Source organism: Roseateles sp. P4_D2 (assembly GCF_056401875.1).
Genome location: NZ_JBFUIM010000006.1, coordinates 110925 through 133114, shown reverse-complemented (window position 1 = coordinate 133114; position 22190 = coordinate 110925). Strand labels below are relative to the sequence as shown.

General features: G+C 67.1%; 22 protein-coding genes. 16 read left to right on the top strand and 6 right to left on the bottom strand.

The features are described 5' to 3' along the window. Positions 1-9 precede the first annotated feature (9 nt). The 4 genes from adhP to AC1DW0_RS12550 all read right to left on the bottom strand — a co-directional run bounded on the left by adhP (position 10) and on the right by AC1DW0_RS12550 (position 3964). The gene (gene adhP / locus AC1DW0_RS12565) at positions 10-1032 is read right to left on the bottom strand and encodes an alcohol dehydrogenase AdhP (protein ID WP_477946147.1); all 1023 of its coding nucleotides are present in this window, start codon (positions 1030-1032) and stop codon (positions 10-12) included. After that, on the bottom strand, positions 1023-2411 hold the full coding sequence (locus tag AC1DW0_RS12560) for an MBL fold metallo-hydrolase RNA specificity domain-containing protein (protein ID WP_477946145.1): 1389 nt from the start codon (positions 2409-2411) through the stop codon (positions 1023-1025). Before AC1DW0_RS12560 ends, adhP begins: the two co-directional genes overlap by 10 nt. Positions 2412-2587: 176 nt before the next feature. Next, positions 2588-3358, bottom strand: a complete 771-nt coding sequence (locus AC1DW0_RS12555; RefSeq protein WP_457322749.1) for a substrate-binding periplasmic protein — start codon at positions 3356-3358, stop codon at positions 2588-2590. 54 nt (positions 3359-3412) lie between these two features. Continuing rightward, entirely contained in the window at positions 3413-3964 is a 552-nt protein-coding gene (locus AC1DW0_RS12550; protein WP_056198418.1) for an NUDIX hydrolase, read from the bottom strand. Between the two features lie 33 nt (positions 3965-3997). On the opposite strand from AC1DW0_RS12550, the gene maiA reads away from it, so the two are divergent. After that, positions 3998-4633, top strand: coding sequence for a maleylacetoacetate isomerase (gene maiA / locus AC1DW0_RS12545; protein ID WP_457443461.1), 636 nt, complete (start codon positions 3998-4000; stop codon positions 4631-4633). A 43-nt stretch (positions 4634-4676) separates the two neighbouring features. Continuing rightward, the gene (locus AC1DW0_RS12540) at positions 4677-5351 is read left to right on the top strand and encodes a purine nucleoside phosphorylase YfiH/LACC1 family protein (RefSeq protein ID WP_457349547.1); all 675 of its coding nucleotides are present in this window, start codon (positions 4677-4679) and stop codon (positions 5349-5351) included. On the opposite strand, the gene AC1DW0_RS12535 is transcribed toward AC1DW0_RS12540, so the two are convergent. Beyond that, a complete protein-coding gene (locus tag AC1DW0_RS12535) occupies positions 5271-5537 on the bottom strand; it encodes a hypothetical protein (protein WP_082532718.1) in 267 nt (88 codons plus the stop codon). The two genes, AC1DW0_RS12540 and AC1DW0_RS12535, sit on opposite strands and share 81 nt — an antisense overlap. A 183-nt stretch (positions 5538-5720) precedes the next feature. Between AC1DW0_RS12535 and phaC the strand changes: the two genes are divergently transcribed. The 4 genes from phaC (at position 5721) to AC1DW0_RS12515 (ending at position 11449) form a co-directional block, all read left to right on the top strand. After that, the gene (gene phaC, locus AC1DW0_RS12530; protein WP_457349924.1) at positions 5721-7331 is read left to right on the top strand and encodes a class I poly(R)-hydroxyalkanoic acid synthase; all 1611 of its coding nucleotides are present in this window, start codon (positions 5721-5723) and stop codon (positions 7329-7331) included. 20 nt (positions 7332-7351) lie between these two features. Beyond that, the gene (locus AC1DW0_RS12525; RefSeq protein WP_477946143.1) at positions 7352-8536 is read left to right on the top strand and encodes an acetyl-CoA C-acetyltransferase; all 1185 of its coding nucleotides are present in this window, start codon (positions 7352-7354) and stop codon (positions 8534-8536) included. A 31-nt stretch (positions 8537-8567) separates the two neighbouring features. Then, positions 8568-9305, top strand: coding sequence for an acetoacetyl-CoA reductase (gene phbB / locus AC1DW0_RS12520; RefSeq protein WP_056198408.1), 738 nt, complete (start codon positions 8568-8570; stop codon positions 9303-9305). Positions 9306-9508: 203 nt separating this feature from the next. After that, positions 9509-11449, top strand: coding sequence for a methyl-accepting chemotaxis protein (locus AC1DW0_RS12515; protein WP_477946141.1), 1941 nt, complete (start codon positions 9509-9511; stop codon positions 11447-11449). Here AC1DW0_RS12515 and AC1DW0_RS12510 read toward each other — a convergent pair. Next, positions 11430-11819 carry a hypothetical protein gene (locus AC1DW0_RS12510; protein WP_477861247.1) on the bottom strand — a complete coding sequence of 130 codons (390 nt, stop codon included), beginning with the start codon at positions 11817-11819 and terminating at the stop codon, positions 11430-11432. The genes AC1DW0_RS12515 and AC1DW0_RS12510 overlap by 20 nt on opposite strands. A gap of 220 nt (positions 11820-12039) precedes the next feature. Here AC1DW0_RS12510 and AC1DW0_RS12505 point away from each other — a divergent pair, with 220 nt between their 5' ends. The 10 genes from AC1DW0_RS12505 (at position 12040) to ntrC (ending at position 22162) form a co-directional block, all read left to right on the top strand. Continuing rightward, on the top strand, positions 12040-12852 hold the full coding sequence (locus AC1DW0_RS12505; RefSeq protein ID WP_056198399.1) for a TIGR00266 family protein: 813 nt from the start codon (positions 12040-12042) through the stop codon (positions 12850-12852). Positions 12853-12922: 70 nt separating this feature from the next. Continuing rightward, entirely contained in the window at positions 12923-13933 is a 1011-nt protein-coding gene (locus tag AC1DW0_RS12500; protein WP_477946139.1) for a YncE family protein, read from the top strand. Beyond that, positions 13930-14757: a polysaccharide deacetylase family protein gene (locus tag AC1DW0_RS12495; protein ID WP_457349553.1), complete on the top strand. Its 828-nt coding sequence runs from the start codon at positions 13930-13932 to the stop codon at positions 14755-14757. Before AC1DW0_RS12500 ends, AC1DW0_RS12495 begins: the two co-directional genes overlap by 4 nt. Further along, positions 14754-15731 carry a sterol desaturase family protein gene (locus AC1DW0_RS12490; RefSeq protein WP_477946137.1) on the top strand — a complete coding sequence of 326 codons (978 nt, stop codon included), beginning with the start codon at positions 14754-14756 and terminating at the stop codon, positions 15729-15731. Before AC1DW0_RS12495 ends, AC1DW0_RS12490 begins: the two co-directional genes overlap by 4 nt. Beyond that, positions 15731-16564, top strand: a complete 834-nt coding sequence (locus AC1DW0_RS12485; protein WP_056198393.1) for an EI24 domain-containing protein — start codon at positions 15731-15733, stop codon at positions 16562-16564. The genes AC1DW0_RS12490 and AC1DW0_RS12485 overlap by 1 nt, the downstream gene beginning before the upstream one ends. Before the next feature lie 4 nt (positions 16565-16568). Further along, positions 16569-17360, top strand: a complete 792-nt coding sequence (locus AC1DW0_RS12480; protein WP_457349555.1) for a competence/damage-inducible protein A — start codon at positions 16569-16571, stop codon at positions 17358-17360. A 166-nt stretch (positions 17361-17526) separates the two neighbouring features. Further along, positions 17527-18942: a type I glutamate--ammonia ligase gene (gene glnA, locus AC1DW0_RS12475; protein ID WP_056198387.1), complete on the top strand. Its 1416-nt coding sequence runs from the start codon at positions 17527-17529 to the stop codon at positions 18940-18942. A gap of 99 nt (positions 18943-19041) precedes the next feature. Continuing rightward, positions 19042-19533: a hypothetical protein gene (locus AC1DW0_RS12470; RefSeq protein WP_056199659.1), complete on the top strand. Its 492-nt coding sequence runs from the start codon at positions 19042-19044 to the stop codon at positions 19531-19533. Positions 19534-19557: 24 nt separating this feature from the next. Continuing rightward, positions 19558-20655: a nitrogen regulation protein NR(II) gene (glnL, locus tag AC1DW0_RS12465; protein ID WP_056198384.1), complete on the top strand. Its 1098-nt coding sequence runs from the start codon at positions 19558-19560 to the stop codon at positions 20653-20655. Between the two features lie 34 nt (positions 20656-20689). Beyond that, positions 20690-22162 carry a nitrogen regulation protein NR(I) gene (gene ntrC / locus AC1DW0_RS12460; RefSeq protein WP_056198380.1) on the top strand — a complete coding sequence of 491 codons (1473 nt, stop codon included), beginning with the start codon at positions 20690-20692 and terminating at the stop codon, positions 22160-22162. Positions 22163-22190 lie beyond the last annotated feature (28 nt).

Genomic DNA, 22190 nt, shown 5'->3' with positions numbered 1-22190 from the left:
AGGCGAAAGTCAGGCAAAGCTCAACACGGCCCGGCCATCGATGCGCCCCGTGCGCAGGTCGTCGAAGATGCGGTTGATATCGTCCAGCCGGTGCATGGTGGTGCTGGCGTGCACGACACCGTCCGCGGCGAACTGCAGCGCTTCGTTCAGGTCCTGGCGCGTGCCGACGATGGAGCCGCGCACGGTCTTGGCATTGAGAACGACGTCGAAGATCGGCAGCGCGAAGTCGCCGGGTGGCAGGCCGACCATGGACATGGTGCCGCGCTTGCGCAGCATGCCCAGCGCCTGGCTGAAGGACTGGCGCGAGACGGCGGTCACGAGGGCGCCGTGCACACCGCCCAGTTCGCGCTGCAGTGCGGCGGCCGGGTCTTCATCGGCAGCGTTGATGCACAGCTCGGCGCCCAGCCGCTGGGCCAGTTGCAGCTTGGCCGAATCGATGTCCACGGCTGCGACGTGAAAGCCCATCGCGCGTGCGTACTGGACGGCCAGGTGCCCGAGGCCGCCGACGCCGACGACGGCCACCCATTGCCCCGGCCCGGCGTCCAGCACTTTCAGGCCCTTGTAGACCGTCACGCCGGCGCACAGGATGGGCGCGAGGGATTCGAAGGACAGGCCGTCGGGCAGATGGCCCACATAGGCCGGATCGGCCAGCACGTATTCGGCGAAGCTGCCGTTGACCGTGTAGCCAGTCATCTGCTGGTGATCGCACAGCGTCTCCCACCCCGTCAGGCAGTGCTCGCAATGCCCGCAGGCGGTGTGCAGCCAGGGCACGCCCACGCGATCGCCTTCGCGGATGCCGCGCACACCCGCGCCGACGGCGGCGACATGGCCAACGCCCTCGTGGCCCGGAATGAAGGGCAGCGGTGGTTTGATCGGCCAGTCGCCGTCGGCGGCATGCAGATCGGTATGGCAGACGCCGCAGGCGGCCACCTTCACGAGGACCTGCCCGGCGGGGACTTCGGGGATGGCCACTTCCTCCAGGCTGAGGGGCTCGCGGTAAGCGCGGACGACCGCAGCTTTCATCATGGGCATGGCAACTCCTTGGACGGGACGGCGTCGAGGTATTCGGGTACCGAGGCCGGCCAGCCCAGGCCTTCCTCGATAGCCTGGCGCAGCGCGTCGGCGGCCTGGGGCTCGCCGTGGGTCACGTAGACGTGGCTGGGCGGGTGCGGCAGCGTTTGCAGCCAGGCCAGCAGCTGGGGTTGGTCGGCGTGCGAGGACATGCCGTCGATGGCGGCCACCTCGGCGCGCACGGGCACCCACTGGCCGTGCATGCGGATGCGGTCGGCGCCGGCCAGCAGGGTGGCGCCGCGCGTGCCGGCGGCCTGATGGCCGACGAAGACGATGCTGTTCCTGGGATCTGGCGCCAGTGCTTCCAGGTGGTGCAGCACGCGGCCGCCGGTGGCCATGCCGCTGGCGGCGACGATGACGCTCGGATAGGTGGGACGGTTCAGCGCACGAGATTCCTCCTCCGTGCGGACGTAGCGCACCTTGTCGACGAGGTCGCGGCGCTCAGGCTCGGTCAGCCTGTGTTCATCGGCATGGACCTGCACCAGGCGCGTGACCTGCGTGGCCATGGGGCTGTTGAGGTAGATGGGCAGGTCGGCGATGCGCCCGGCGGCTTTCAGGCGCAGCAAGGTGTGCAGGATGGCCTGGGCCCGGCCGACGGCGAAGGCCGGGATCAGCGTCGTGCCGCCGCGGGCGGCGGTGCGCGAGATGACGTCGCAGAGCTGGTCCGCGCTGGGCGTTTGAGAGTGCCGCCGATCGCCGTAGGTGGACTCGATGACAACGACGTCGGCCGCGGGTGCTGTGGCCGGCGGCAGCATGACGGTGTCGTCGCTGCGGCCGAGGTCGCCCGAGAAGGTGATCGAGCCAGTCCCCGTTTCAAGGTGAACGCTGGCGGCGCCAATGATGTGGCCGGCATGGCTGAATGTCGCCATGAGGCCAGGAACGGGTTCAAAGACCTGGCCGAAGGCGTGACGGCGCACCTGCTTGAGGCTGTGCAGGGCCTGGGCCTCGGTGTACAGCGGCAGCGCCGGTGAATGCTTGCTGAAGCCGTGCCGGTTGGCGTAGCGAGCGTCCTCCTCCTGCAGCCGGCCCGAATCCGGCAGCAGGACGGACAGCAGGTCGCTGGTGCCCGGCGTCGCGTGGATCGGGCCGCGAAAGCCCTCCGCCACCAGGCGGGGCAGGAAGCCACTGTGGTCGATGTGGGCGTGTGTCATCACCACAGCATCGATGGACGCTGCCGGCACCGGGAAGGGCGCCCAATTGCGCAAGCGCAGCTGCTTCAGGCCCTGGAACAGGCCGCAGTCGACGAGCAATCGCCGGCCGGCGAATTCGACGAGGTAGCGGGAACCGGTCACGGTGCCGGTTGCGCCGAAGAAGCGCAGTCGAAGCTCGTCCGTGCTCATGGCCGGTATCCCGGCAGCCGGTACACCGGGCCGTGGCCCACAAGCAGGCGGAGTGCGGGTTCCACCGATCCGACATTGATGACCATGGGGGCCTCCTGACCTGTTGAAGTCAGGTCCAGCGTAGGCCGGCGCACTGCCGGTGGCCTTGCGCTGGATCAAGCCGCGCGTGAACGGCCCTAGCTGGGCGTGGACGGGCGCTCGACGCCCCAGCGCCGGTACAGCTCGATGGCCGAGCCGGTGCGCAACCACTGTTCGAAGGCCTGGTCGTAGCGTTGCGACAGGGCCTCACCGCCGGCGCTGCGTGCAAAGGCCATGTGCCCGTGCAGCACGTCCAGCGGTGGCGAGCAGCGCGCGACGGCGTCAGCCAGGCTCAGGCGTTGCAGCACTGGCTGGCAGTTGCGGTCGTTCGCCGCGAACAGCTCGATGCGCCGCTTCATCAGCATCTGCAACCCGGCGTCGACGCTCTGCACCCAGGTCAACTGGTTCATGCCCGTCTTCATGCGCTCGAAGCGGCTGCCGTAGGCCCAGCCGCGCACAGCGGCCACGGGGGCCTGGGCCAGCTCGCCGAACTCACCCGTCCAGCGCGCCTCCTCGCCGCGGCGGGCGTACCAGACCATGGCGTCCGAGTAGAAGGAGCGCACGCTGAACAGCATGCGGGCCTCGCGTTCCGGCGTGCGGTAGGGGCCGATGAGGATGTCCGCCTCGCCCTGCTCCAGCATCAGCTGCGCGCGCGGCCAGGGCAGCCATTCGCAGCGTACGTTCTCGCCAAACAGCATGCCCAGCAGGTCCACCGCCAGGCCCTTGGGCGCCTGGCCCTCGGCGCCCTCGAAGATGCGCGCGAACTGCGAGCCCACCGCGCGCAGCGGTGTCGCGTGGGCCGGCCGCGCCAGCCCCAGCCCCGCCATCCAGCCCAACCCCGCCTTGCACCACACGCGCCGTGTCGTCATGGCTCATCCCTCCGTTGGAGACGCCGTTGATGATGCGCGCCGCGGAGGGTGAGATCAAGGAATGTCGATGTCGTGCAGCGCAAAGCCGCCACCCTGGCGGCGGTCTTCGAAAAAGCAACGCAGCGTCTCGCGTGTCGTCTTGAAGGCGATCTCGCCCCAGGGGATCTCTTCTTCGCTGAAGAGCCTGGCCTCCAGCGACTCCGGCCCCGGGTTGAACTCGGGCGAAAGCAGCCGGGCGCGGTAGAAAAGGTGGACCTGGCCCACCCGCACGACGTTGAGCACCGTGTACAGCGGCCCCATCTCGATGTCGGCGCCGGCTTCCTCCTGGGTCTCGCGCAGGGCGCCCTCGGTGGTGGTCTCGTTCAGCTCCATGAAGCCGGCCGGCAGCGTCCACAAGCCATGCCGCGGCTCGATGGCGCGCCGGCACAGCAACACGCGGCCGTCCTCCCAGACCGGCAGCGTGCCCACCACGTTCAGCGGGTTCTGGTAGTGGATGGCGCCACAGCCCGGGCAGACCGCGCGTTCGCGGTTGTCGTCGTCGGGGATGCGGTATTCCACGGCGGTGCCGCAGTTCGGGCAGTGTCTGAGCGGGCTGGGAAAGGGCATGCGGCCCAGTTTATGGCGAGCAGAATGACAGCCATGAAGCTCTACAACTACTTCCGCTCTTCCGCCTCGTGGCGCGTGCGCATCGGCCTGGCGATCAAGGGCCTGGACTACGACTACGCGGCCATCCACCTCGCAAAGAACGAGCAGTTCGCTGGCAGCTTCGCTGAGCAGCAGGTCTCCCACCTGGTGCCGGCGCTGGTGCTGGACGACGGCCCCTGGTTGAGCCAGTCCATGGCCATCCTGGAGTATCTGGAAGAGACCCATCCCGAGCCGCCCTTGCTGCCCAAGGGTGCCGTCGCGCGGGCCCAGGTGAGGGCGCTGGCCCAGGACATCGGTTGCGACATCCACCCGATCAACAACCTGCGCGTGCTGCGCTACTTGAAGAACGACCTCGGTCAGGAGCAGGCGATCGTCGACCGCTGGTACCGCCATTGGGTGGCGACGGGCCTGAGCATCGTCGAGCAGCGCCTGGCGGCCACGGCGGGGGAATACTGCTTTGGCGACACGCCGGGCCTTGCTGATTGCCTGCTCGTGCCCCAGATCTACAACGCCCAGCGCTTCGAATGCCCGCTGGACGACTTCCCGACCGTCATGCGCGTGAACGCCGCCTGCCTGGCCCTGCCGGCCTTTGCCAATACGCATCCCAGCGTCTGTCCCGATGCAGCCTGATCCGAACTGGCTGCGCCCGGATTGGCCGGGCGTGACGGCCTTCATGACCACTCGCGGTCCCAACTTCGGACGCAAGGCGGGCGACCCCGAACTGGCCAAGGCCAACCGCATCGGACTCGCCGAGGTGCTCGGCGCGCGGCCGGTCTTTCTCGATCAGGTCCATGGCGCCGACGTCGTGCGCCTGCGTGCCGGCTGGCACGATGACAACGCGCCCAAGGCTGATGCAGCCGTGTCGACCGACCCCGAGCTGGCCGTGGCCATCCTGGTCGCCGACTGCCTGCCGGTGCTGTTCTCGGCGCCGGGCGGTGTGGCCGGCGCGCATGCCGGCTGGCGCGGCCTGGCGGCTGGTGTGCTGGAGAACACGGTGGCCGAGCTTTGCGACGCCGCGAACTGCGAGCCGCATGAAGTGAAAGCCTGGCTGGGCGCCTGCATCGGCCCCGCGGCCTTCGAGGTGGGCCCAGAGGTCGTCGCCGCCTTTGGGCGTGAGCCCATCGAGTGCGACCAGCCCGGCTTCGTCTACCGGCCCAACCCCGAGCCTCGCTGGCGCGCTGATCTGCCCCTGTTGGCTCGCGAAAGATTGATCTCGGTCAATATCACCCAAATCAGCGGCGGCACCTGGTGCACGCTGACCGATGATTCACTTTTCTTCTCGTTCCGGGGCGAGGCCGTCGGCCGGCCCCGCGGCCGGATGGCCGCCTGCATCTCCTTGCGCGGCTAGCTCGGCAGCACGCCGCCGACGCTTGCGGCCGGGCGTGCCGAGGATGTAGAGCAGCAGGCCCAGTGGAAGGACGCCGTAGAGCATCAGCGTGACGAAGGCACCGAACAGCGAGCCCTGAGGGCTGATCGCTTCTGCTGCCGCCATCATCAGCGCGACGTAGGCCCACGCGATGGCAACGAGGTACATGATGGGGGTGTCATTGGCGCGTCAGTGCGCAAGAGTACAAACAGGGTCTGCGAGATGTGGCAAGCTTATTGCAACGGATCGAGACAACACCGCTGACGCGGGAGCTCCGAGGAAGACATGGCCACACGCAAGAAGAACGACGCCCCGCCCGCTATGGAGGGGCCGGCTGTATTCGCGGACCTGATGCAGCAGATGGCGCATCTGCCGCAGATCTCACCCACCGCACTGGCCGAATTGCAGGCCGATTATCTGAAGCAGGCCACGGCGTTGTGGAACACGTCGCTGGGGCAGGGCGAGGCTCCGGCCATCGGCGACCGCCGCTTCGCCGCGCCCGAATGGCGGAGCAACCCGGCCGCCAGCTTCATGACCCAGCTCTACCTGCTCAACAGCCAGACGCTGGGCCGGATGGCCTCGGCCATCGAGGCGGACGACAAGACCAAGGCGCGCATCCGTTTCGCCGTGCAGCAGTTCGTCGATGCCGTGTCGCCCAGCAATTACCTGGCGCTGAACCCCGAGGCGCAGAAGCTGGCGCTGGACAGCCAGGGCGAGACGCTGACCCGTGGCCTGCAGCAACTGTGGGGCGACGTGCAGCGCGGCCATGTGTCGCAGACGGACGAGAGCGCCTTCGAGGTCGGCAAGAACGTGGCCACCACGGCCGGCAGCATCGTTTTCGAGAACGAGCTGTTCCAGCTCATCGAATACGCGCCGCTGACGAAGGAAGTGCACACGCGACCCTTCCTGCTGGTGCCGCCCTGCATCAACAAGTTCTACATCCTGGACCTGCAGCCGGACAACTCGCTGATCCGCTACGCCGTCTCCGAAGGCCATCGCGTCTTCGTCGTCAGTTGGCGCAACCCGGATGAATCCATCAAGCAGCTGGGCTGGGACGACTACATCGAGACCGGCGCCATCGAAGCCATCCGCGTCGCGCAGGAGATCTCGGGCCAGGACAAGATCAACACCTTGGGCTTCTGCGTCGGCGGCACCATCCTCGCTACGGCCCTGGGCGTACTGGCCGCGCGCGGCGAACAGCCGGCCGCCAGCGTGACGCTGCTGACCACACTGCTGGACTTTGCCGACAACGGCATCCTCGACATCTTTGTCGACGAGGCCATGGTGAGGCTGCGCGAGGCGACGCTGGGCCCCGAGTCGCCCAAGGGCCCGCAACTGTTGCACGGCCAGGAGCTGGCCACGACCTTCAGCTTCCTGCGCCCCAACGACCTGGTCTGGAACTACGTCGTCGGCAACTACCTGAAGGGCGAGCAGCCGCCGCCCTTCGACCTGCTGTACTGGAACGGCGACTCGACCAATCTGCCCGGGCCGATGTACTGCTGGTATCTGCGCCACACCTACTTGCAAAACGAGTTGAAGCAGCCGGGCAAGCTGACGGTCTGCGGCGAGAAGCTGGACATCGGCGCCATCGAGGCCCCGGTCTACATCTACGGCTCGCGCGAGGACCATATCGTGCCTTGGACCAGCGCCTACCGCAGCACCCAGATCCTCAAGGGCAAGAAGCGCTTCGTGCTGGGTGCGTCGGGTCATATCGCCGGCGTCATCAACCCGCCCGCCAAGGGCAAGCGCAGCCACTGGATTGCCAAGGGAGCAGCCCTGCCGGCCGACCCCGAGGCCTGGTTGGCCAGTGCCACCGAACACCCCGGCAGCTGGTGGCCGGACTGGTCCGCCTGGCTGGCCTTGCATGCCGGCGCCAAAAAGCCCGCGCCCAAAGAGCCGGGCAACCGCAAGTTCAAGGCGATCGAGCCCGCGCCCGGTCGCTATGTGAAGGTCAAGGCCTGATCGTTTTTAAGGAGACATCCATGAGCAAAGAAGACATCGTCATCGTCGCCGCCGCACGCACGGCCATCGGCAAGTTCGGCGGCACGCTCGCCAAGACGCCCGCCACCGAGCTGGGCGCTGCCGTCATCCAGGACCTGCTGCGCCGCACCGGCCTGGCCGGCGACCAGATCAACGAGGTCATCCTCGGCCAGGTGCTGACCGCCGGCGTCGGCCAGAACCCGGCACGGCAGTCCGTCGTCAAGTCCGGCCTGCCCAACGTCGTGCCGGCCATGACGATCAACAAGGTCTGCGGCTCGGGCCTCAAGGCCGTGATGCTGGCGGCTCAGGCCATCCGCGATGGCGACAGCGACATCATCATCGCCGGCGGCCAGGAGAGCATGAGCATGAGCCCCCACGTGCTCAACGGCTCGCGCGATGGCCAGCGCATGGGCGACTGGAAGATGGTCGACACCATGATCGTCGACGGCCTGTGGGACGTGTACAACCAGTACCACATGGGCATCACGGCCGAGAACGTGGCCAAGAAGTACGGCATCACGCGCGAGCAGCAGGATGCGCTCGCACTGGGCAGCCAGCAGAAGGCCGCCGCGGCCCAGGACGCGGGCCGCTTCAAGGACGAAATCGTGCCGTTCAGCATCGCGCAGAAGAAGGGTGATCCGATCGTCTTCGCCGCCGACGAGTTCATTAACCGCAAGAGCAACGCCGAAGCCCTGGCTGGCCTGCGCCCCGCCTTCGACAAGGCCGGCAGCGTGACCGCAGGCAATGCCTCGGGCCTGAACGATGGCGCCGCCGGCGTCGTCGTCATGACGGCCGCCAAGGCCGCGGCCCTGGGCCTGACGCCGCTGGCGCGCATTGCTTCCTACGCCTCGGCCGGCCTGGACCCTGCGCTGATGGGCATGGGCCCCGTGCCCGCGGCCCGCAAGGCGCTGGAGCGCGCCGGCTGGAAGCCCGCCGACCTCGACTTGCTGGAAATCAACGAAGCCTTCGCCGCCCAGGCCTGTGCCGTGCACAACGAGATGGGCTGGGACATGAGCAAGGTCAACGTCAACGGCGGCGCGATTGCGCTGGGCCACCCCATCGGCGCCAGCGGCTGCCGCGTGCTCGTCACGCTGCTGCACGAGATGGTCAAGCGCGATGCCAAGAAGGGCATCGCCTCGCTGTGCATCGGCGGCGGCATGGGTGTCGCCCTGACCGTCGAACGTTGATACCCTCACCCAATCACAACAGGAGACATCCATGAGCAAGAAAGTTGCCTACGTCACGGGCGGTATGGGCGGCATCGGTACCGCCATCTGCCAGCGCCTGCACAAGGAAGGCTTCAAGGTCATCGCCGGCTGCGGTCCGAGCCGCGACTTCAAGAAATGGCTCGATGAACAGAAGGCGCTCGACTACGACTTCTACGCCTCCGTCGGCAACGTGGCCGACTGGGACTCCACCGTTGAGGCTTTCTCCAAGGCCATCGGTGAGCATGGCGCCATCGACGTGCTGGTCAACAACGCCGGCATCACCAAGGACCGCATGTTCCTGAAGATGACGCCGGACGACTGGCATGCCGTCATCGACACCAACCTGAACAGCATGTTCAACGTGACCAAGCAGGTCGTGCCGGGCATGGTGGAAAAGGGCTGGGGCCGCATCATCCAGATCAGCTCGGTCAACGGCGAAAAGGGCCAGGCCGGCCAGACCAACTACTCGGCCGCCAAGGCCGGCATGCACGGCTTCACGATGGCGCTGGCGCAGGAGCTGGCGTCCAAGGGCGTGACGGTCAACACCGTCAGCCCTGGCTATATCGGCACCGACATGGTCCGCGCGATCAAGCCCGAGGTGCTGGAGAAGATCGTGGCGACGATTCCCGTCAAGCGCCTGGGTACGCCCGAGGAGATCGGTTCCATCGTCGCCTGGCTGGCCAGCGGGGATTCGGGCTTCTCGACCGGCGCTGACTTCTCCTGCAACGGCGGCATGCACATGGGGTGAGAGCCGGGCGGCTCCCATCTGCAAAGCCGGCGCCAGCCGGCTTTTTGTTGCTTGCACCTCATTGGGGCGACACGGCAACAATTCCACGCTTGCCCGCGCAACGACCTGCGGTTGTGAACTTATCCCCTGAATCGGGAAGGCGGCCTGACTACATTCCGGCATCTGTGCCAAGCAACTGGCGCATTAGCAATGGGAAGAGCCGGATGAACCTTGTCTTTCTGCCCGCCGTGAGCCTGATGCGCCGCCTGCCGATGGCGCACAAGTTCTTCATCGTCTGCCTGTGCTTTGCGATTCCGCTGGTCTACCTGCTGGTGGCGCTGGCGGGCGATCGCTCGGACGCCCGTGACTTCTCGGCCAAGGAACTGGTCGGTGTTGCCCAGGTGCGCCAGGTCAGTGGGCTGCTGAACGCGGCCATGGTGCTGCGCGGGGCCTCCATCGGCGTGAGCGCCAAGATGCCCGGCGCCGAGGCCAGGCGCGAAGAGGCCCTGGGCAAGTTCGAGACCCAGGCCCAGGCGCTGGAACGCGAGATCGCAACCGACCAGGACCCACTCAAGCTCGCTTCAGGCCTGGCCGCTGCGCGCGCCAAGGCCAAGGCCCTGGTCGCTCTCGGTGCGGCCGAGCCCGAGCCGGTCGTCGTGGCCAGCTTTGCGCTGACCGACGCGGTGCAGTCCCTCGTCGAGCAGGCCTCGTCCGAGTCCAACCTGGCCCTGGACCCTGACGCGGATACCTACTACCTGATGCTGAGCGTCACCGATGCCTTGCCACGGCTGCGGGACGCCGTCGGCCGCATGCGCGGCCTCGGCGCCGCCGCTGCTCAAATGGGTTCGCCACCCGCTGGCGTGCTGCAGCGCCTGTACCAGGCCGATACGCTGACGGAGGAATACCTGACGCGCCTGACCGCCGCACTGAACCGGGTTGCGGCGGCCAATCCAGAGGCCGTGAAAGGCCTGGACGTGCAGCTCGTGGACCGGATCCGCAAGGACTTTCGCGAGAAGTTCGCTCAGGGCTTTGTGCTGGGCGAGCCGCCCAAGGTCGATGCGGCCGAGTGGTTCGCGCTGGGCACGGCGCAGATTGCCGCGTGCGACAAATTGGAGCGCACCGCGGAGGCGAAGCTGGCCGAACTCGTCACCGCGCGGGTCCAGCGCCTGACGCGCGACCTGTGGACGGCCATGATCCTGGCCATCAGCTTTGTCACCATTGCCGCCTATGCGCTGGTGAGCTATTACCTGGCGTCGCGCAGCAGCTGCGCCGTGCTGGGCCGCCGCATCGAGGCCCTGGGCGCCGGCGACCTCAGCGAGGCACCCGCCCTGGCCGGCCGCGACGAGGTCGTGCTGGCGACGAATGCCTTGCGCGAGGCCACGCTGCGCTTGAGTGGCCTGGTGCACGAGGTGCGCGCCGGCGCCGAACACATCTCCACGTCGGCCACGCAGATCTCGGGTGCCAACCAGGACCTCTCGGCGCGCGGCAATGCGATGGCTTCGGTCGTCGAGCAGACCAGTGCCAGCACCGGCGTGCTGGAACAGACCGTCGACCACAACATGAACAGTGCCCGCGAGGCTCATGACCTGGTGCAAGGCGCGGCCGAGCTGGCCGGACGTGGCGGCGCCATCGTGCAGCGTGCCGTGAACTCCATGGAGGAGATCACCGCGAGCTCGCGCAAGATCGGCGACATCATCCAGGTCATCGACTCCATCGCCTTCCAGACCAACATCCTGGCGCTGAACGCCGCCGTCGAGGCTGCCCGCGCGGGCGAGCAGGGCCGCGGCTTCGCGGTTGTGGCGAGCGAGGTGCGCTCGCTGGCCCAGCGCTCGGCCGAAGCCGCGCGCGAGATCAAGGCGCTGATCAACTCCTCCATCGAGACCGTCCACCAGGGCGAGGCCTATGTGGCCCAGGCCGGCGGCTCCATGGGAGAGATCGTGCAGGCCATCCACCGCGTGGCCGCCATCGTGGGCGACATCAGCAGCCAGTCTTCCTCCCAGGCCGACCAGGTCCGCCAGCTCGCGGCTGCCATTCGCGAGGTGGATTCGACGACGCAGCAGAACGCCGCCCTCGTCGAGGAGACGGCGGCTTCGGCGTCGATGCTGGAAGACCGTGCCGGTCAGCTGCGCGAGGCGGCGGCGAGGTTCAGGACAGCGATGGCTTGACCGGGATCCGGCGTCGCTGCCAGTGGTCCACTGCGTCCACGGCTGCTTCCCAGGCGCGGCGGTCGTAGGTGACAGCGGCGAAGAGGTTGTCCGCGCTGGGTTGCTGGCGGACTGCGGTGAGGGCGAGCCGCTCCAGCGGCTCACGCGCCGCCGCGACGCAGCCCGCCAGATCGGCGAATCCCGCGCCGACCCTGTGAAACAGCACCGCGCGGCGCAACTCGGTGGCCTTCAACGAAGGTGACTCGAGCACCCTCAGGAAGATTCGCGCCTGGCCTTCGCCCCGCAATTCGACGCAGAACTCCCTGCGCCAGCCGGTCAAGGCCTGCTCCGCCGTCAACTCGGGCTGGAGGTCATCGATCTGTAGTGTCATCGGCTGCAGTCTGGGGCATCGGGCGGGCGCGCAAGGCGTTCATGTATCTCGATGCTTCCTTGCGGCGCTGGCCGATGCACAGGGACACAAATTGGCGGCCCGTCATCCGGCGCCACGGCAACGGCTTGCCGGGCCCGAAATCCCTGACGCCGCCGCACGGCACCGACACCCGCATGTCGCCCTATCATCCAGGCCGTTTTTTTATCGCCGGGAGAGCCACATGGCCATGGATGTTGTCGACTATGAGATCAAGGGTGCCGAGATGCAGTTCGTCGAGATCGAGCTCGATCCCGGCGAGGCGGCCATCGGCGAGGCGGGCTCGATGTTCTTCATGGACTCCGCCATTGGCATGGACGCCGTCTTCGGCGACGGCTCGGCCAACCAGGGCGGCTTCCTCGGCAAGCTGCTGGGCGCGGGAAAAAGGCTGCTGACGGGCGAGTCGCTGTTCACGACCATTTACACCAACAACGGCGCCGGCAAGCAGCGCGTGGCTTTCGCGGCGCCCTATCCGGGCAAGATCATCCCCATGGATCTGTCGGCGCTGGGCGGCACGCTGATTTGCCAGAAGGACGCCTTCCTGTGCGCGGCGCGTGGCGTGTCCCTGGGCATCGCCTTCCAGCAGAAGCTGTCCGCCGGCTTCTTCGGCGGCGAGGGCTTCATCATGGAGCGCCTGGAGGGCGACGGCCTGGCCTTCGTGCACGCCGGCGGCACCATCGTCCGGCGCAGCCTGCAGCCGGGCCAGACCCTGCTGGTGGACACGGGCTGCGTCGTCGCCTATACGCCCAACGTCAATTTCGAGATCCAGTACGTCGGCAAGATCAAGACGGCGCTGTTCGGCGGTGAGGGCCTGTTCCTGGCCAAGCTGACCGGCCCGGGCGAGGTCTGGCTGCAGAGCCTGCCTTTCTCGCGCCTGGCTTCGCGCATCTTTGCGGCGGCGCCGCAGATGGGCGGCCACAAGGAAGAGGGCTCGGTTCTCGGTGGTTTTGCCGGCGGTGGGCTGCTGGGAAGCATCCTCGGCGGCGATGACGAGTAAGCGCCCCGGTAAACTGGCGCGTTGTGGAGGGCGGCGGCTGCCGCCCTTTTTGCTTTTAAGGACTCCTGGAATGTTTCGTCGCAGCGCGTTCGCGCTCCTGATGGTCCTGGCCGGCCTGGCCCAGGCCAATGCCCAGGGCAATGCCCAGGCCAATGGCCGCCCCCCGGTCTTCGTGCTGAACTCGCTGGACGCCGACATCTCCGTCGTCGACCCGGCCAGCTTCACCGTCATCAAGCGCATCCCGACCGGCAAGGAGCCCCACCACCTCTACCTGTCGCCCGACGAGAAGTCCCTCATCGTCGCCAATGCGCTGGCCGATTCGCTGACCTTCATCGATCCGCGCACGGCCGAGGTCCAGCGTGTGGTGCGTGGCATTCCCGACCCCTATCACCTGCGCTTTTCGCCGGACATGAAGTGGCTCGTCACGGCGTCCAATCGACTGGACCGCGTCGACCTCTACCGCTGGCAGGGCAGCGTTGCGGCCGAGCCGCTGCAGTTGGTCAAGCGCATCCCGGCGCCGAAGACGCCGAGTCACCTCAACATCGACACCAAGAGCACGACGCTCTACGCCAGTCTGCAGGACAGCGACGAGCTGCTGGCCATCGACCTGGCGACGCAGACCATCAAGTGGAAGCAGGCCGTCGGCAAGATGCCGGCCGACATCTACCTGACGCCGGACGACCGCTTCGTCCTCGTCGGCCTGACCGGCGACAAGTTCGTCGAGGTCTGGGACGTCAGCGGCGCCGGCGCGCCCAAGCTTGCCAAGCGCATCCTTACCGGCGCAGGGGCCCATTCCTTCCGTGCCTGGGGCGACAAGCGCCATGTGCTGGTCAGCAACCGCGCCGCCAACACCATCAGCAAGATCGACCTGACGACGCTGACCGTCGTCGACCAATATCCGGCGCCGGCAGGTCCCGACGACATGGAGCTGCTGACCGATGGCAAGACGCTGCTCGTCACCTCGCGCTGGGCCGGCAAGCTCACGCAGATCGACACCGCCACGCGCAAGGTCGTCAGGCAGGTCAAGGTGGGCAAGTCGCCGCACGGCATCTGGACGCTGGATCACCAACCTCGTCTATGAAAGCCTGGGCCCTGGCGCTGGTGGTCACTGCGGCCACCGCGCAACCGTCTTGCGACAAGCCGGTCTACCTCACCTTCGACACCGGCCACATGGGTGTTGCGCCGCTGATCGCCGAGACGCTGAAGAAGCACAACGCGAAAGCGACCTTCTTCCTCGCCAGCGAACCGACGCTGACCGGCGGCACGACGCTGGACGACACCTGGGCGCCCTGGTGGCGCGAGCGTGCAGCCGAGGGCCATGACTTCGGCGCCCACACCTGGGACCACGACATCTTCATGGAAGACGTGCTGGATGCCGACGGCAAGGTGGTGCGCTTCAAGGTGAAGACGCAGGCCGGCGTCAACCCGCCTGTCGTTCACGAGGTCACGCCCGAGCAGTATTGCGAGAGCCTGAAGAAGGTCGGCGAGCGCTTCACGGCCATGACGGGCAAGTCGCTGGGCCCCATCTTCCGCGCGCCGGCGGGACGCTCGTCCAAGGCCCTGCTGAATACCGCCAAGGCCTGCGGCTTCACCCATGTGGGCTGGAGCAGCGCGGGCTTCCTGGGCGATGAACTGCCCAGCCAGAGCCACCCCAACGCGCAGCTGCTGGACAAGGCGCTGCGCGACATCAAGCCCGGTGACATCCTGCTCGCCCACCTTGGCATCTGGGAACGCCAGGACCCCTGGGCGCCGGCCGTGCTGGAGCCGCTGATGACGGGATTGGAGCAGCGGGGCCTATGCTTTGCACTGCTGCGCGAGCATCCCCGCTACGCCCCACTGTTCAAGGCCGCCGACACCAAGGTCGCCCTGAAGATCGAACCCAAAACCTACGCCCGCAAGCCGTGATCGACTGGATCGCCAACGCCTTCGACAGCCTGCAGCTGTGGCTCTACGAGTCCGTCGTGCAGCCGGTCGTGTTCGGACTGGGCTTTGGCAACCTGCTGGAGGACGCCTTCGATGCGACCGGCTGGCTGCTACTGGGGCTGATCCAGATCGTCGTCATCGTTTTGGGCATCGGCATCCTGGAGCGGCGCTGGCCGGTCGAGCCGGTGACTGACCACGCGGCCGTGCGCACCGACGTCATCTACACGCTGATCCACCGCCTCGGCCTCGTTCGCCTGTTGATCTTCTTCAGCATCGAGCCGCTGTGGGACGGCATCGCTGGCGAGCTGCGCATGGCGGGCCTGCCGACCTGGCAGCTCGACGGCATCTGGCCCGGCGTTACCGATGTCGCCTGGGTCAGCCTGCTGCTCTACCTCGCCGTCTTCGACTTCGTCGGCTACTGGCTGCACCGCGCCCAGCACCAGTTCAACTGGTGGTGGGCCCTGCACAGCCTGCACCACAGCCAACGCCAGATGACGATGTGGAGCGATAACCGCAATCACCTGCTGGACGACGTGCTGCTCGGCACGGCGCTGGCCCTGCTGGCCCGCCTCATCGGTGTGGAGCCGGGGCAGTTCGTCGCCATCACCGTCATCACCCAGCTGCACGAGAGCCTGCAGCATGCGAACGCGCGCATCAGCTTTGGGCGCATCGGCGAGCGCCTCTTGATCAGCCCACGCTTCCACCGCCTACACCACAGCATCGGCATCGGCCACGAATCCGGTGGCCGCGGCACGCTGGGCGGCCACAACTTCGGCGTCCTGCTGCCGCTATGGGACCTGCTGTTCCGCACCGCCAACTTCGAGAATCGCTTCGACGCCACCGGTGTGCGCGACCAGTTGCCCGAGGAAGGTGGCCGCGACTACGGCGCCGGCTTCTGGCACCAGCAATGGCTGGGTCTGACCCGCCTGTTCCGCTCGTTCAGGAAAGCCGCTTGATGCAAAGCCTCGTCGACTCCTTCTGGCGCGCCGCCGCCTACTGCCTGCATCCGCGCGTTATCGGGCTGTCGTTGCTGCCGCTGCTCATCTGTGGCGTGCTGGTGTTCGGCTTCATGTTCTTCTTCTGGGAGGGCGCCATTGCCGCAGTGCGCGCGACGCTGGAGAGCTGGCGCCTCATCGAGAGCCTGCTGCAGTGGCTGGACAGCTGGGGTCTGCAGGCCTTCCGCAGCGCGTTGGCGGCCATCGTCGTGCTGGCTGGCGTGCTGCCGGTCGTCATTCTGATGAGCCTGCTGCTGGTCGCGCTGCTGATGACGCCGGCCATCGTCCGCCTCGTCGCCCAGCGCCGCTTCCCGCTGCTGGAGAAGAAGCGCGGCGGCACGCTGATGCAGAGCGTCGCGGCCTCGCTGGGCGCCACCGTCATCGCGCTGGTGCTCATCCTGCTGTCCATGCCGCTGTGGCTGATCCCGCCCCTCGTCATGGTGCTGCCGCCGTTGATCTGGGGCTGGCTGACCTACCGTGTCTTCGGCTTCGACGTGCTGGCGGACCATGCCTCCGCCGAGGAGCGCCGCGCATTGCTGAAGGAGCACCGCATCCCGATGCTGGCCATGGGCGTGGTCTGCGGTTATCTCGGCGCAGTGCCGTCACTGATCTGGGCCGTTTCCGGTGTGGCCGCCGTCATCTTTGCGCCCTTCGTCGTGCTGCTGGCGATCTGGCTGTACACCTTGGTCTTCGCCTTCTCGACCGCCTGGTTCACCCATTACGCGCTGGGCGCCCTGCAGGCGCGGCGGGCGGCGGAGCCGGTGGCTGAATCTGCCGTCCTCATCGAAAGCTGAAGCTATGCAAGTGGGTCTCATCATCATTGGCGACGAGATCCTCTCGGGCAAACGCCAGGACTCGCACCTGGCCAAGTTCATCGAGTTGCTGGGGCAGCGCGGCATGCAGCTCGCCTGGGCGCAATACCTGGGCGATGACCGTGAGCAGCTTGTCGGCAAGCTGCGCGAGGCTTTTGCGAGCGGTGATCTCATCGTCAGCTGTGGCGGCATTGGCGCGACGCCCGACGATCACACCCGCCAGTCCGCCGCAGCGGCGCTAGGCCGGCCGCTGGCCCTGCACCCCGAGGCGCGCGAGCTGATCTGGCAGCGCATCCAGCAGATGGCGGCCGAACAGGGCAAGACGGTGACGGCCGACGAGCCCGACACGCTGCGCCGGTTGGAGATGGGCGTCTTCCCGGAAGGCGCCGGCATCGTGCCCAACCCCTTCAACAAGATCCCCGGCTTCTTCGTGGGCAACGTCCACTTCGTGCCGGGTTTTCCGGTCATGGCGCATCCGATGATGGCCTGGGTGCTGGACCGCTTCCCGCAATTGCATCGCCAGGCCGGCGTCATCGAGCGCTCGCTGATCGTGCAGGGCGCGATGGAGGCCAGCCTGACGCCGCTGATGGAGGCCATCGAGGCCGAGTTCGCCGGCATCAAGGTCTTCAGCCTGCCGAGCGTCGACCATCCGCAATGGGGACGCTGTATCGAGTTGGGAGTGAAGGGGGAGGCGCAAAGCCTCGACGTCGCCTATGACGCCCTGAAGCGGGGCGTGATCCAGTTTGGTGCAACCATCAGCACCGAGCTGGTGCGATAGTTCTCGCGCTGTCACGGGCCCCGCCACATAATCCCCGGCGATGCCGGGCAGCAACCCATGTCGGTGCATCTGGCATGCAACCTGCTTTAAATCCCCCCGTGGCCGCTGGCGCGTGTGCGTCGGTGGCGGCATTCCACCCCTGTCCAGATCCCGCTAGGAGCTATTGATGGCCAAGACCGTCGCCGATGTGATGAACATCGTCAAGGAAAACGAAGTCAAGTTCGTTGACTTCCGCTTCACCGATACCCGTGGCAAGGAGCAGCACGTCTCCGTGCCGGTCTCCCATTTCGACGAAGACAAGTTCATTTCGGGCCATGCCTTCGACGGCTCCTCGATCGCCGGCTGGAAGGGCATCGAAGCCTCGGACATGCTGCTCATGCCCGATCCGAACACTGCCAACATCGACCCCTTCTTCGAAGAGCCGACGCTGATCCTGTCCTGCGACGTCGTCGACCCCGCCGACGGCAAGGCCTATGAGCGCGACCCGCGTTCGCTGGCCAAGCGCGCCGAGGCTTACCTCAAGGCTTCCGGCCTGGGCGACACGGCTTATTTCGGCCCGGAACCCGAGTTCTTCATCTTCGACAGCGTGCGCTGGGGCAATGAAATGTCCGGCTCGTTCTTCAAGATCGAGTCCGAGGAAGGCGCCTGGAACTCCTCCAAGGAATACGAGCACGGCAACTCCGGCTACCGTCCCACCGTCAAGGGCGGCTACTTCCCCGTGCCCCCGGTCGACAGCGGCCAGGACATGCGCTCGGAGATGTGCCTGATCCTCGAGCAGATGGGCATTCCGGTCGAGGTGCATCACCACGAAGTGGCGAACGCGGGCCAGATGGAAATCGGCACCAAGTTCAGCTCGCTGGTGCAGCGCGCCGACTGGCTGCAGCTGCAGAAGTACATCATCCAGAACGTCGCCCATGCCTATGGCAAGACCGCGACCTTCATGCCCAAGCCCCTGGTGGGCGACAACGGCAGCGGCATGCACGTTCACCAGTCCGTCTGGAAGGACGGCAAGAACCTGTTCGCCGGTGACGGTTACGCCGGCCTGAGCGAATTCGCGCTGTACTACATCGGCGGCATCATCAAGCACGCCCGCGCGCTGAACGCCATCACCAACCCCGGTACGAACTCGTACAAGCGTCTGGTGCCCGGCTTCGAAGCCCCGGTCAAGCTGGCCTACTCGGCCAAGAACCGCTCGGCCTCGATCCGCATCCCCTACGTCGCCAACCCCAAGGGCCGCCGCATCGAAGCGCGCTTCCCGGATCCTTCCGCCAACCCCTACCTGGCCTTCAGCGCGCTGCTGATGGCCGGCCTGGACGGCGTGGAGAACAAGATCCATCCGGGCGAAGCCGCCACCAAGGACCTGTACCACCTGCCGCCCGAGGAAGACGCGAAGATCCCGACCGTCTGCCACAGCCTCGACCAGGCGCTGGACTACCTGGACAAGGGCCGCTCCTTCCTGACCAAGGGTGGCGTGTTCACCGACAGCTACATCGATGCCTACATCGAGCTGAAGATGCAGGAAGTGACGCGCTTCCGCATGGCCACGCATCCGGTCGAGTTCGACATGTACTACGCGCTGTGATGGCCATGGGCAGCACGCGCGCTGCCTGTGTCATCCCCGTGGAAGGGGGCCGCTGGTGCGGCCCCTTTTTTGTTGCCGACGCTGAGCCACAATCCCGCCATGCTGAATCGATTGCTGGCTCCGTTGTTCGTCCTGGCCAGCCTGGGCGCGCAAGCCCAGGGCACGGTCTATCGCTGCCCCGGGCCGCCGGTGCTCTACACCGATGCCTTGAGCGCGAAGGAAGCCAACGAGAAGGGCTGCCGCACGATCGAAGGCACGCCGATCACCGTCTTGCAGGCACCCAGGCCGCGCGCCAGCGCTTCGGCGGCACCGGTGGCCGAGGGGCCGCGCGGTGCTGAAAGCCGCATCGACGCCGGCCAGCAGCGCGTGCGCGACGACGAGCGCCGCCGCGTGCTGCAGACCGAGCTGCGCCAGGCGGAAGAACGCCTCGCGGCCGCGCAGCGCGAGTTCAACAACGGCCAGGGTGAGCGCCGCGGCGACGAGCGCAACTACCAGAAGTACCTCGACCGCATGGCCGAGCTCAAGGACAGCATCGCGCGCCACGAGTCCGACATCCAGGCGCTCAAGCGCGAAATCGCCAAACTTCCCTGAGGCGCAGAGCGCCTCCGGCGCTCCATGACCGATACCTTTTTGCTGCCGGCGGAATTTGCCGGCCTGGACTTGCTGGCGACCATGGTCGTTGTCACCAGCGCGGAGGGCGAATGCCTGTTCGCCAATGCCGCCTTCGAGAACGTCATGCGGCTGTCGCGCCGCAGCGTGCAGAAGGCCCAGTTACCCGACTGGTTCGATGACGCCCAGCGCCTCACCGAGACCCTGGCCGGCGTTGCTGCCAACCATTACTCCAGCAGCCGCTTCGACGCCTTGCTGCGCCGCGGCTCCTGGGCCCACGAAGATGGGCTGCCCGTGCATGTCATCGTGTCGCAGATGGATGCGGGCGACGACGACGTGCCGCGCGTGCTGGTGGAGCTCATCGAGATTGCCCAGCAGGCGCGCCAGGACCGTGACGAGCGCAGCCTCGACCAGGTCCAGGCCACCAAGGAGCTGACCCGCAACCTCGCCCACGAGATCAAGAACCCGCTGGGGGGCATCCGCGGTGCAGCGCAACTGCTGGCGCTGGAACTGCAGGACGGCAATCCCGAGCTGACCGAATACACCCAGGTCATCGTGCATGAGGTGGACCGCCTGCAAAGCCTGGTCGACCGCCTGCTGGCCCCGCATCGCCGCGCCCAGGTCGTCGGTGATGCCAACATCCACGAGATCTGCGAGCGGGTGCGCGCGCTGGTGCTCATCGAGCATCCCAAGGGCCTGGTCATTCACCGCGACTACGACACCTCGCTGCCGGACTTCCGCGGCGACCGCGAGCAGTTGATCCAGATGGTGTTGAACATCGTGCAGAACGCCGCGCAGGTGCTGGGTTCGCGCATCGCGGCCGGCGACGCCCAGATCGTTTTGCGCACGCGGGTGGCCCGGCAGGTGACCATCGGCAAGCAGCGCTGGCGCTTGGCATTGGAATTGCATATTGAGGACAACGGTCCCGGCGTCCCCGCCGAGATCCGGGATCGCATCTTCTTTCCCCTGGTCTCAGGGCGGGAGGGCGGCTCGGGACTCGGACTCACGCTTGCGCAGACGATCGCCCAGCAACATCAGGGCATGATCGATTGCGAAAGCGAGCCGGGCCTGACGAATTTCCGAATCACGCTGCCCTTGCCTTGACGCCACAAGCCGACAGGATGGGCTGAGGAACCGCATGAAATCCATCTGGGTTGTTGACGACGACCACTCGATCCGCTTCGTGCTCGAGAAGGCCCTGGCCCGCGAGGGGCTGCCGGTGCGCAGCTTCAGCAATGCGCGCGACATGCTCGCCGCTCTCGACGACGACAGTCCGCAAGTGCTGGTGTCTGACATCCGCATGCCCGGCGGCTCGGGCCTGGAACTGCTGGCCAAGGTCAAGGCGCGGCTGCCGGCGCTGCCCGTCATCATCATGACGGCCTACTCCGACCTGGACAGTGCCGTATCGGCCTTCCAGGGCGGTGCGTTTGAATACCTGCCCAAGCCCTTCGACCTGCCGCGCGCCGTGGAGCTGATCCGCCGCGCCCAGGAAGAGAGCCAGCGCGAGGCCGGCGAGCAGGAGGCCGCCGCGCAGGTGCCCGAGATGCTGGGCCAGGCGCCGGCCATGCAGGACGTCTTCCGCGCCATCGGGCGCCTGTCGCAGAGCAACGTCACCGTGATGATCACGGGCGAGAGCGGCTCGGGCAAGGAACTGGTCGCCCGCGCGCTGCACAAGCACAGCCCGCGTGGCGAGGGTCCCTTCGTTGCCATCAACACCGCGGCCATCCCGAAGGACCTGCTGGAAAGCGAGCTCTTCGGCCACGAGCGCGGCGCCTTCACCGGTGCCCAGGCCTCGCGGCGCGGCCGCTTCGAGCAGGCCGACGGCGGCACGCTCTTCCTCGACGAAATCGGCGACATGCCCTTCGAGCTGCAGACGCGCCTGTTGCGTGTGCTGTCCGACGGCCAGTTCTACCGCGTCGGTGGCCACAGCCCGATGCGCAGCAATGTGCGCGTCATCGCCGCCACACACCAGAACCTGGAAGACCGTGTTCGCCAGGGCGTGTTCCGCGAGGACCTGTTCCACCGCCTCAACGTCATCCGCCTGCGCCTGCCGCCGCTGCGCGAGCGCCGCGAGGACGTGCCCTCGCTGGCCCGTCATTTCCTGCAGCGCAGTGCGACCGAGCTGGGTGTCGAGGCCAAGCGCCTGTCTGACGCCGCCCTCGTCGTGCTGACCAATTTCGACTTCCCTGGCAATGTGCGCCAGCTGGAGAACATCTGTCACTGGCTCAGCGTCATGGCGCCCAGCCAGACCGTCGAGCCCAAGGACCTGCCGGACGAGGTACAGCCCGGCTATGTCCCGGCGCCTTCCACGACGGCCATGACAAGCGTGCCGGCTGCGCAGTCCAGTGCCGCTGCGCCCCTGCCGGCCGCCGCGCCGGCCAGCACCAGCAGCGGCGAAGGTTGGCTGGCCGACATGGCTGCCGATGCGCGCGCAAGGCTGCTGGCGGGTGAACCTGACGTGTGGGATGCGCTGACGAAGAAGTTCGAGGCACAGCTCATCCTGACGGCGCTGGACATCACGCGCGGCCGCCGCATCGAGGCCGCCCAGAAGCTCGGCATCGGCCGCAATACCATCACACGCAAGATCCAGGAGCTGGGCCTGGACGTTTGAGAAACGCCGCTCCCCGGTTCTGCCGGGG

What these genes read in the sequence shown, in the direction of transcription:
- adhP (WP_477946147.1), bottom strand. Translation starts at nt 1,032, where the DNA reads ATGCCCATGATGAAAGCTGCGGTCGTCCGCGCTTACCGCGAGCCCCTC.
- AC1DW0_RS12560 (WP_477946145.1), bottom strand. Translation starts at nt 2,411, where the DNA reads ATGAGCACGGACGAGCTTCGACTGCGCTTCTTCGGCGCAACCGGCACC.
- AC1DW0_RS12555 (WP_457322749.1), bottom strand. Translation starts at nt 3,358, where the DNA reads ATGACGACACGGCGCGTGTGGTGCAAGGCGGGGTTGGGCTGGATGGCG.
- AC1DW0_RS12550 (WP_056198418.1), bottom strand. Translation starts at nt 3,964, where the DNA reads ATGCCCTTTCCCAGCCCGCTCAGACACTGCCCGAACTGCGGCACCGCC.
- maiA (WP_457443461.1), top strand. Translation starts at nt 3,998, where the DNA reads ATGAAGCTCTACAACTACTTCCGCTCTTCCGCCTCGTGGCGCGTGCGC.
- AC1DW0_RS12540 (WP_457349547.1), top strand. Translation starts at nt 4,677, where the DNA reads ATGACCACTCGCGGTCCCAACTTCGGACGCAAGGCGGGCGACCCCGAA.
- AC1DW0_RS12535 (WP_082532718.1), bottom strand. Translation starts at nt 5,537, where the DNA reads ATGTACCTCGTTGCCATCGCGTGGGCCTACGTCGCGCTGATGATGGCG.
- phaC (WP_457349924.1), top strand. Translation starts at nt 5,721, where the DNA reads ATGCAGCAGATGGCGCATCTGCCGCAGATCTCACCCACCGCACTGGCC.
- AC1DW0_RS12525 (WP_477946143.1), top strand. Translation starts at nt 7,352, where the DNA reads ATGAGCAAAGAAGACATCGTCATCGTCGCCGCCGCACGCACGGCCATC.
- phbB (WP_056198408.1), top strand. Translation starts at nt 8,568, where the DNA reads ATGAGCAAGAAAGTTGCCTACGTCACGGGCGGTATGGGCGGCATCGGT.
- AC1DW0_RS12515 (WP_477946141.1), top strand. Translation starts at nt 9,509, where the DNA reads ATGAACCTTGTCTTTCTGCCCGCCGTGAGCCTGATGCGCCGCCTGCCG.
- AC1DW0_RS12510 (WP_477861247.1), bottom strand. Translation starts at nt 11,819, where the DNA reads ATGACACTACAGATCGATGACCTCCAGCCCGAGTTGACGGCGGAGCAG.
- AC1DW0_RS12505 (WP_056198399.1), top strand. Translation starts at nt 12,040, where the DNA reads ATGGCCATGGATGTTGTCGACTATGAGATCAAGGGTGCCGAGATGCAG.
- AC1DW0_RS12500 (WP_477946139.1), top strand. Translation starts at nt 12,923, where the DNA reads ATGTTTCGTCGCAGCGCGTTCGCGCTCCTGATGGTCCTGGCCGGCCTG.
- AC1DW0_RS12495 (WP_457349553.1), top strand. Translation starts at nt 13,930, where the DNA reads ATGAAAGCCTGGGCCCTGGCGCTGGTGGTCACTGCGGCCACCGCGCAA.
- AC1DW0_RS12485 (WP_056198393.1), top strand. Translation starts at nt 15,731, where the DNA reads ATGCAAAGCCTCGTCGACTCCTTCTGGCGCGCCGCCGCCTACTGCCTG.
- AC1DW0_RS12480 (WP_457349555.1), top strand. Translation starts at nt 16,569, where the DNA reads ATGCAAGTGGGTCTCATCATCATTGGCGACGAGATCCTCTCGGGCAAA.
- glnA (WP_056198387.1), top strand. Translation starts at nt 17,527, where the DNA reads ATGGCCAAGACCGTCGCCGATGTGATGAACATCGTCAAGGAAAACGAA.
- AC1DW0_RS12470 (WP_056199659.1), top strand. Translation starts at nt 19,042, where the DNA reads ATGCTGAATCGATTGCTGGCTCCGTTGTTCGTCCTGGCCAGCCTGGGC.
- glnL (WP_056198384.1), top strand. Translation starts at nt 19,558, where the DNA reads ATGACCGATACCTTTTTGCTGCCGGCGGAATTTGCCGGCCTGGACTTG.
- ntrC (WP_056198380.1), top strand. Translation starts at nt 20,690, where the DNA reads ATGAAATCCATCTGGGTTGTTGACGACGACCACTCGATCCGCTTCGTG.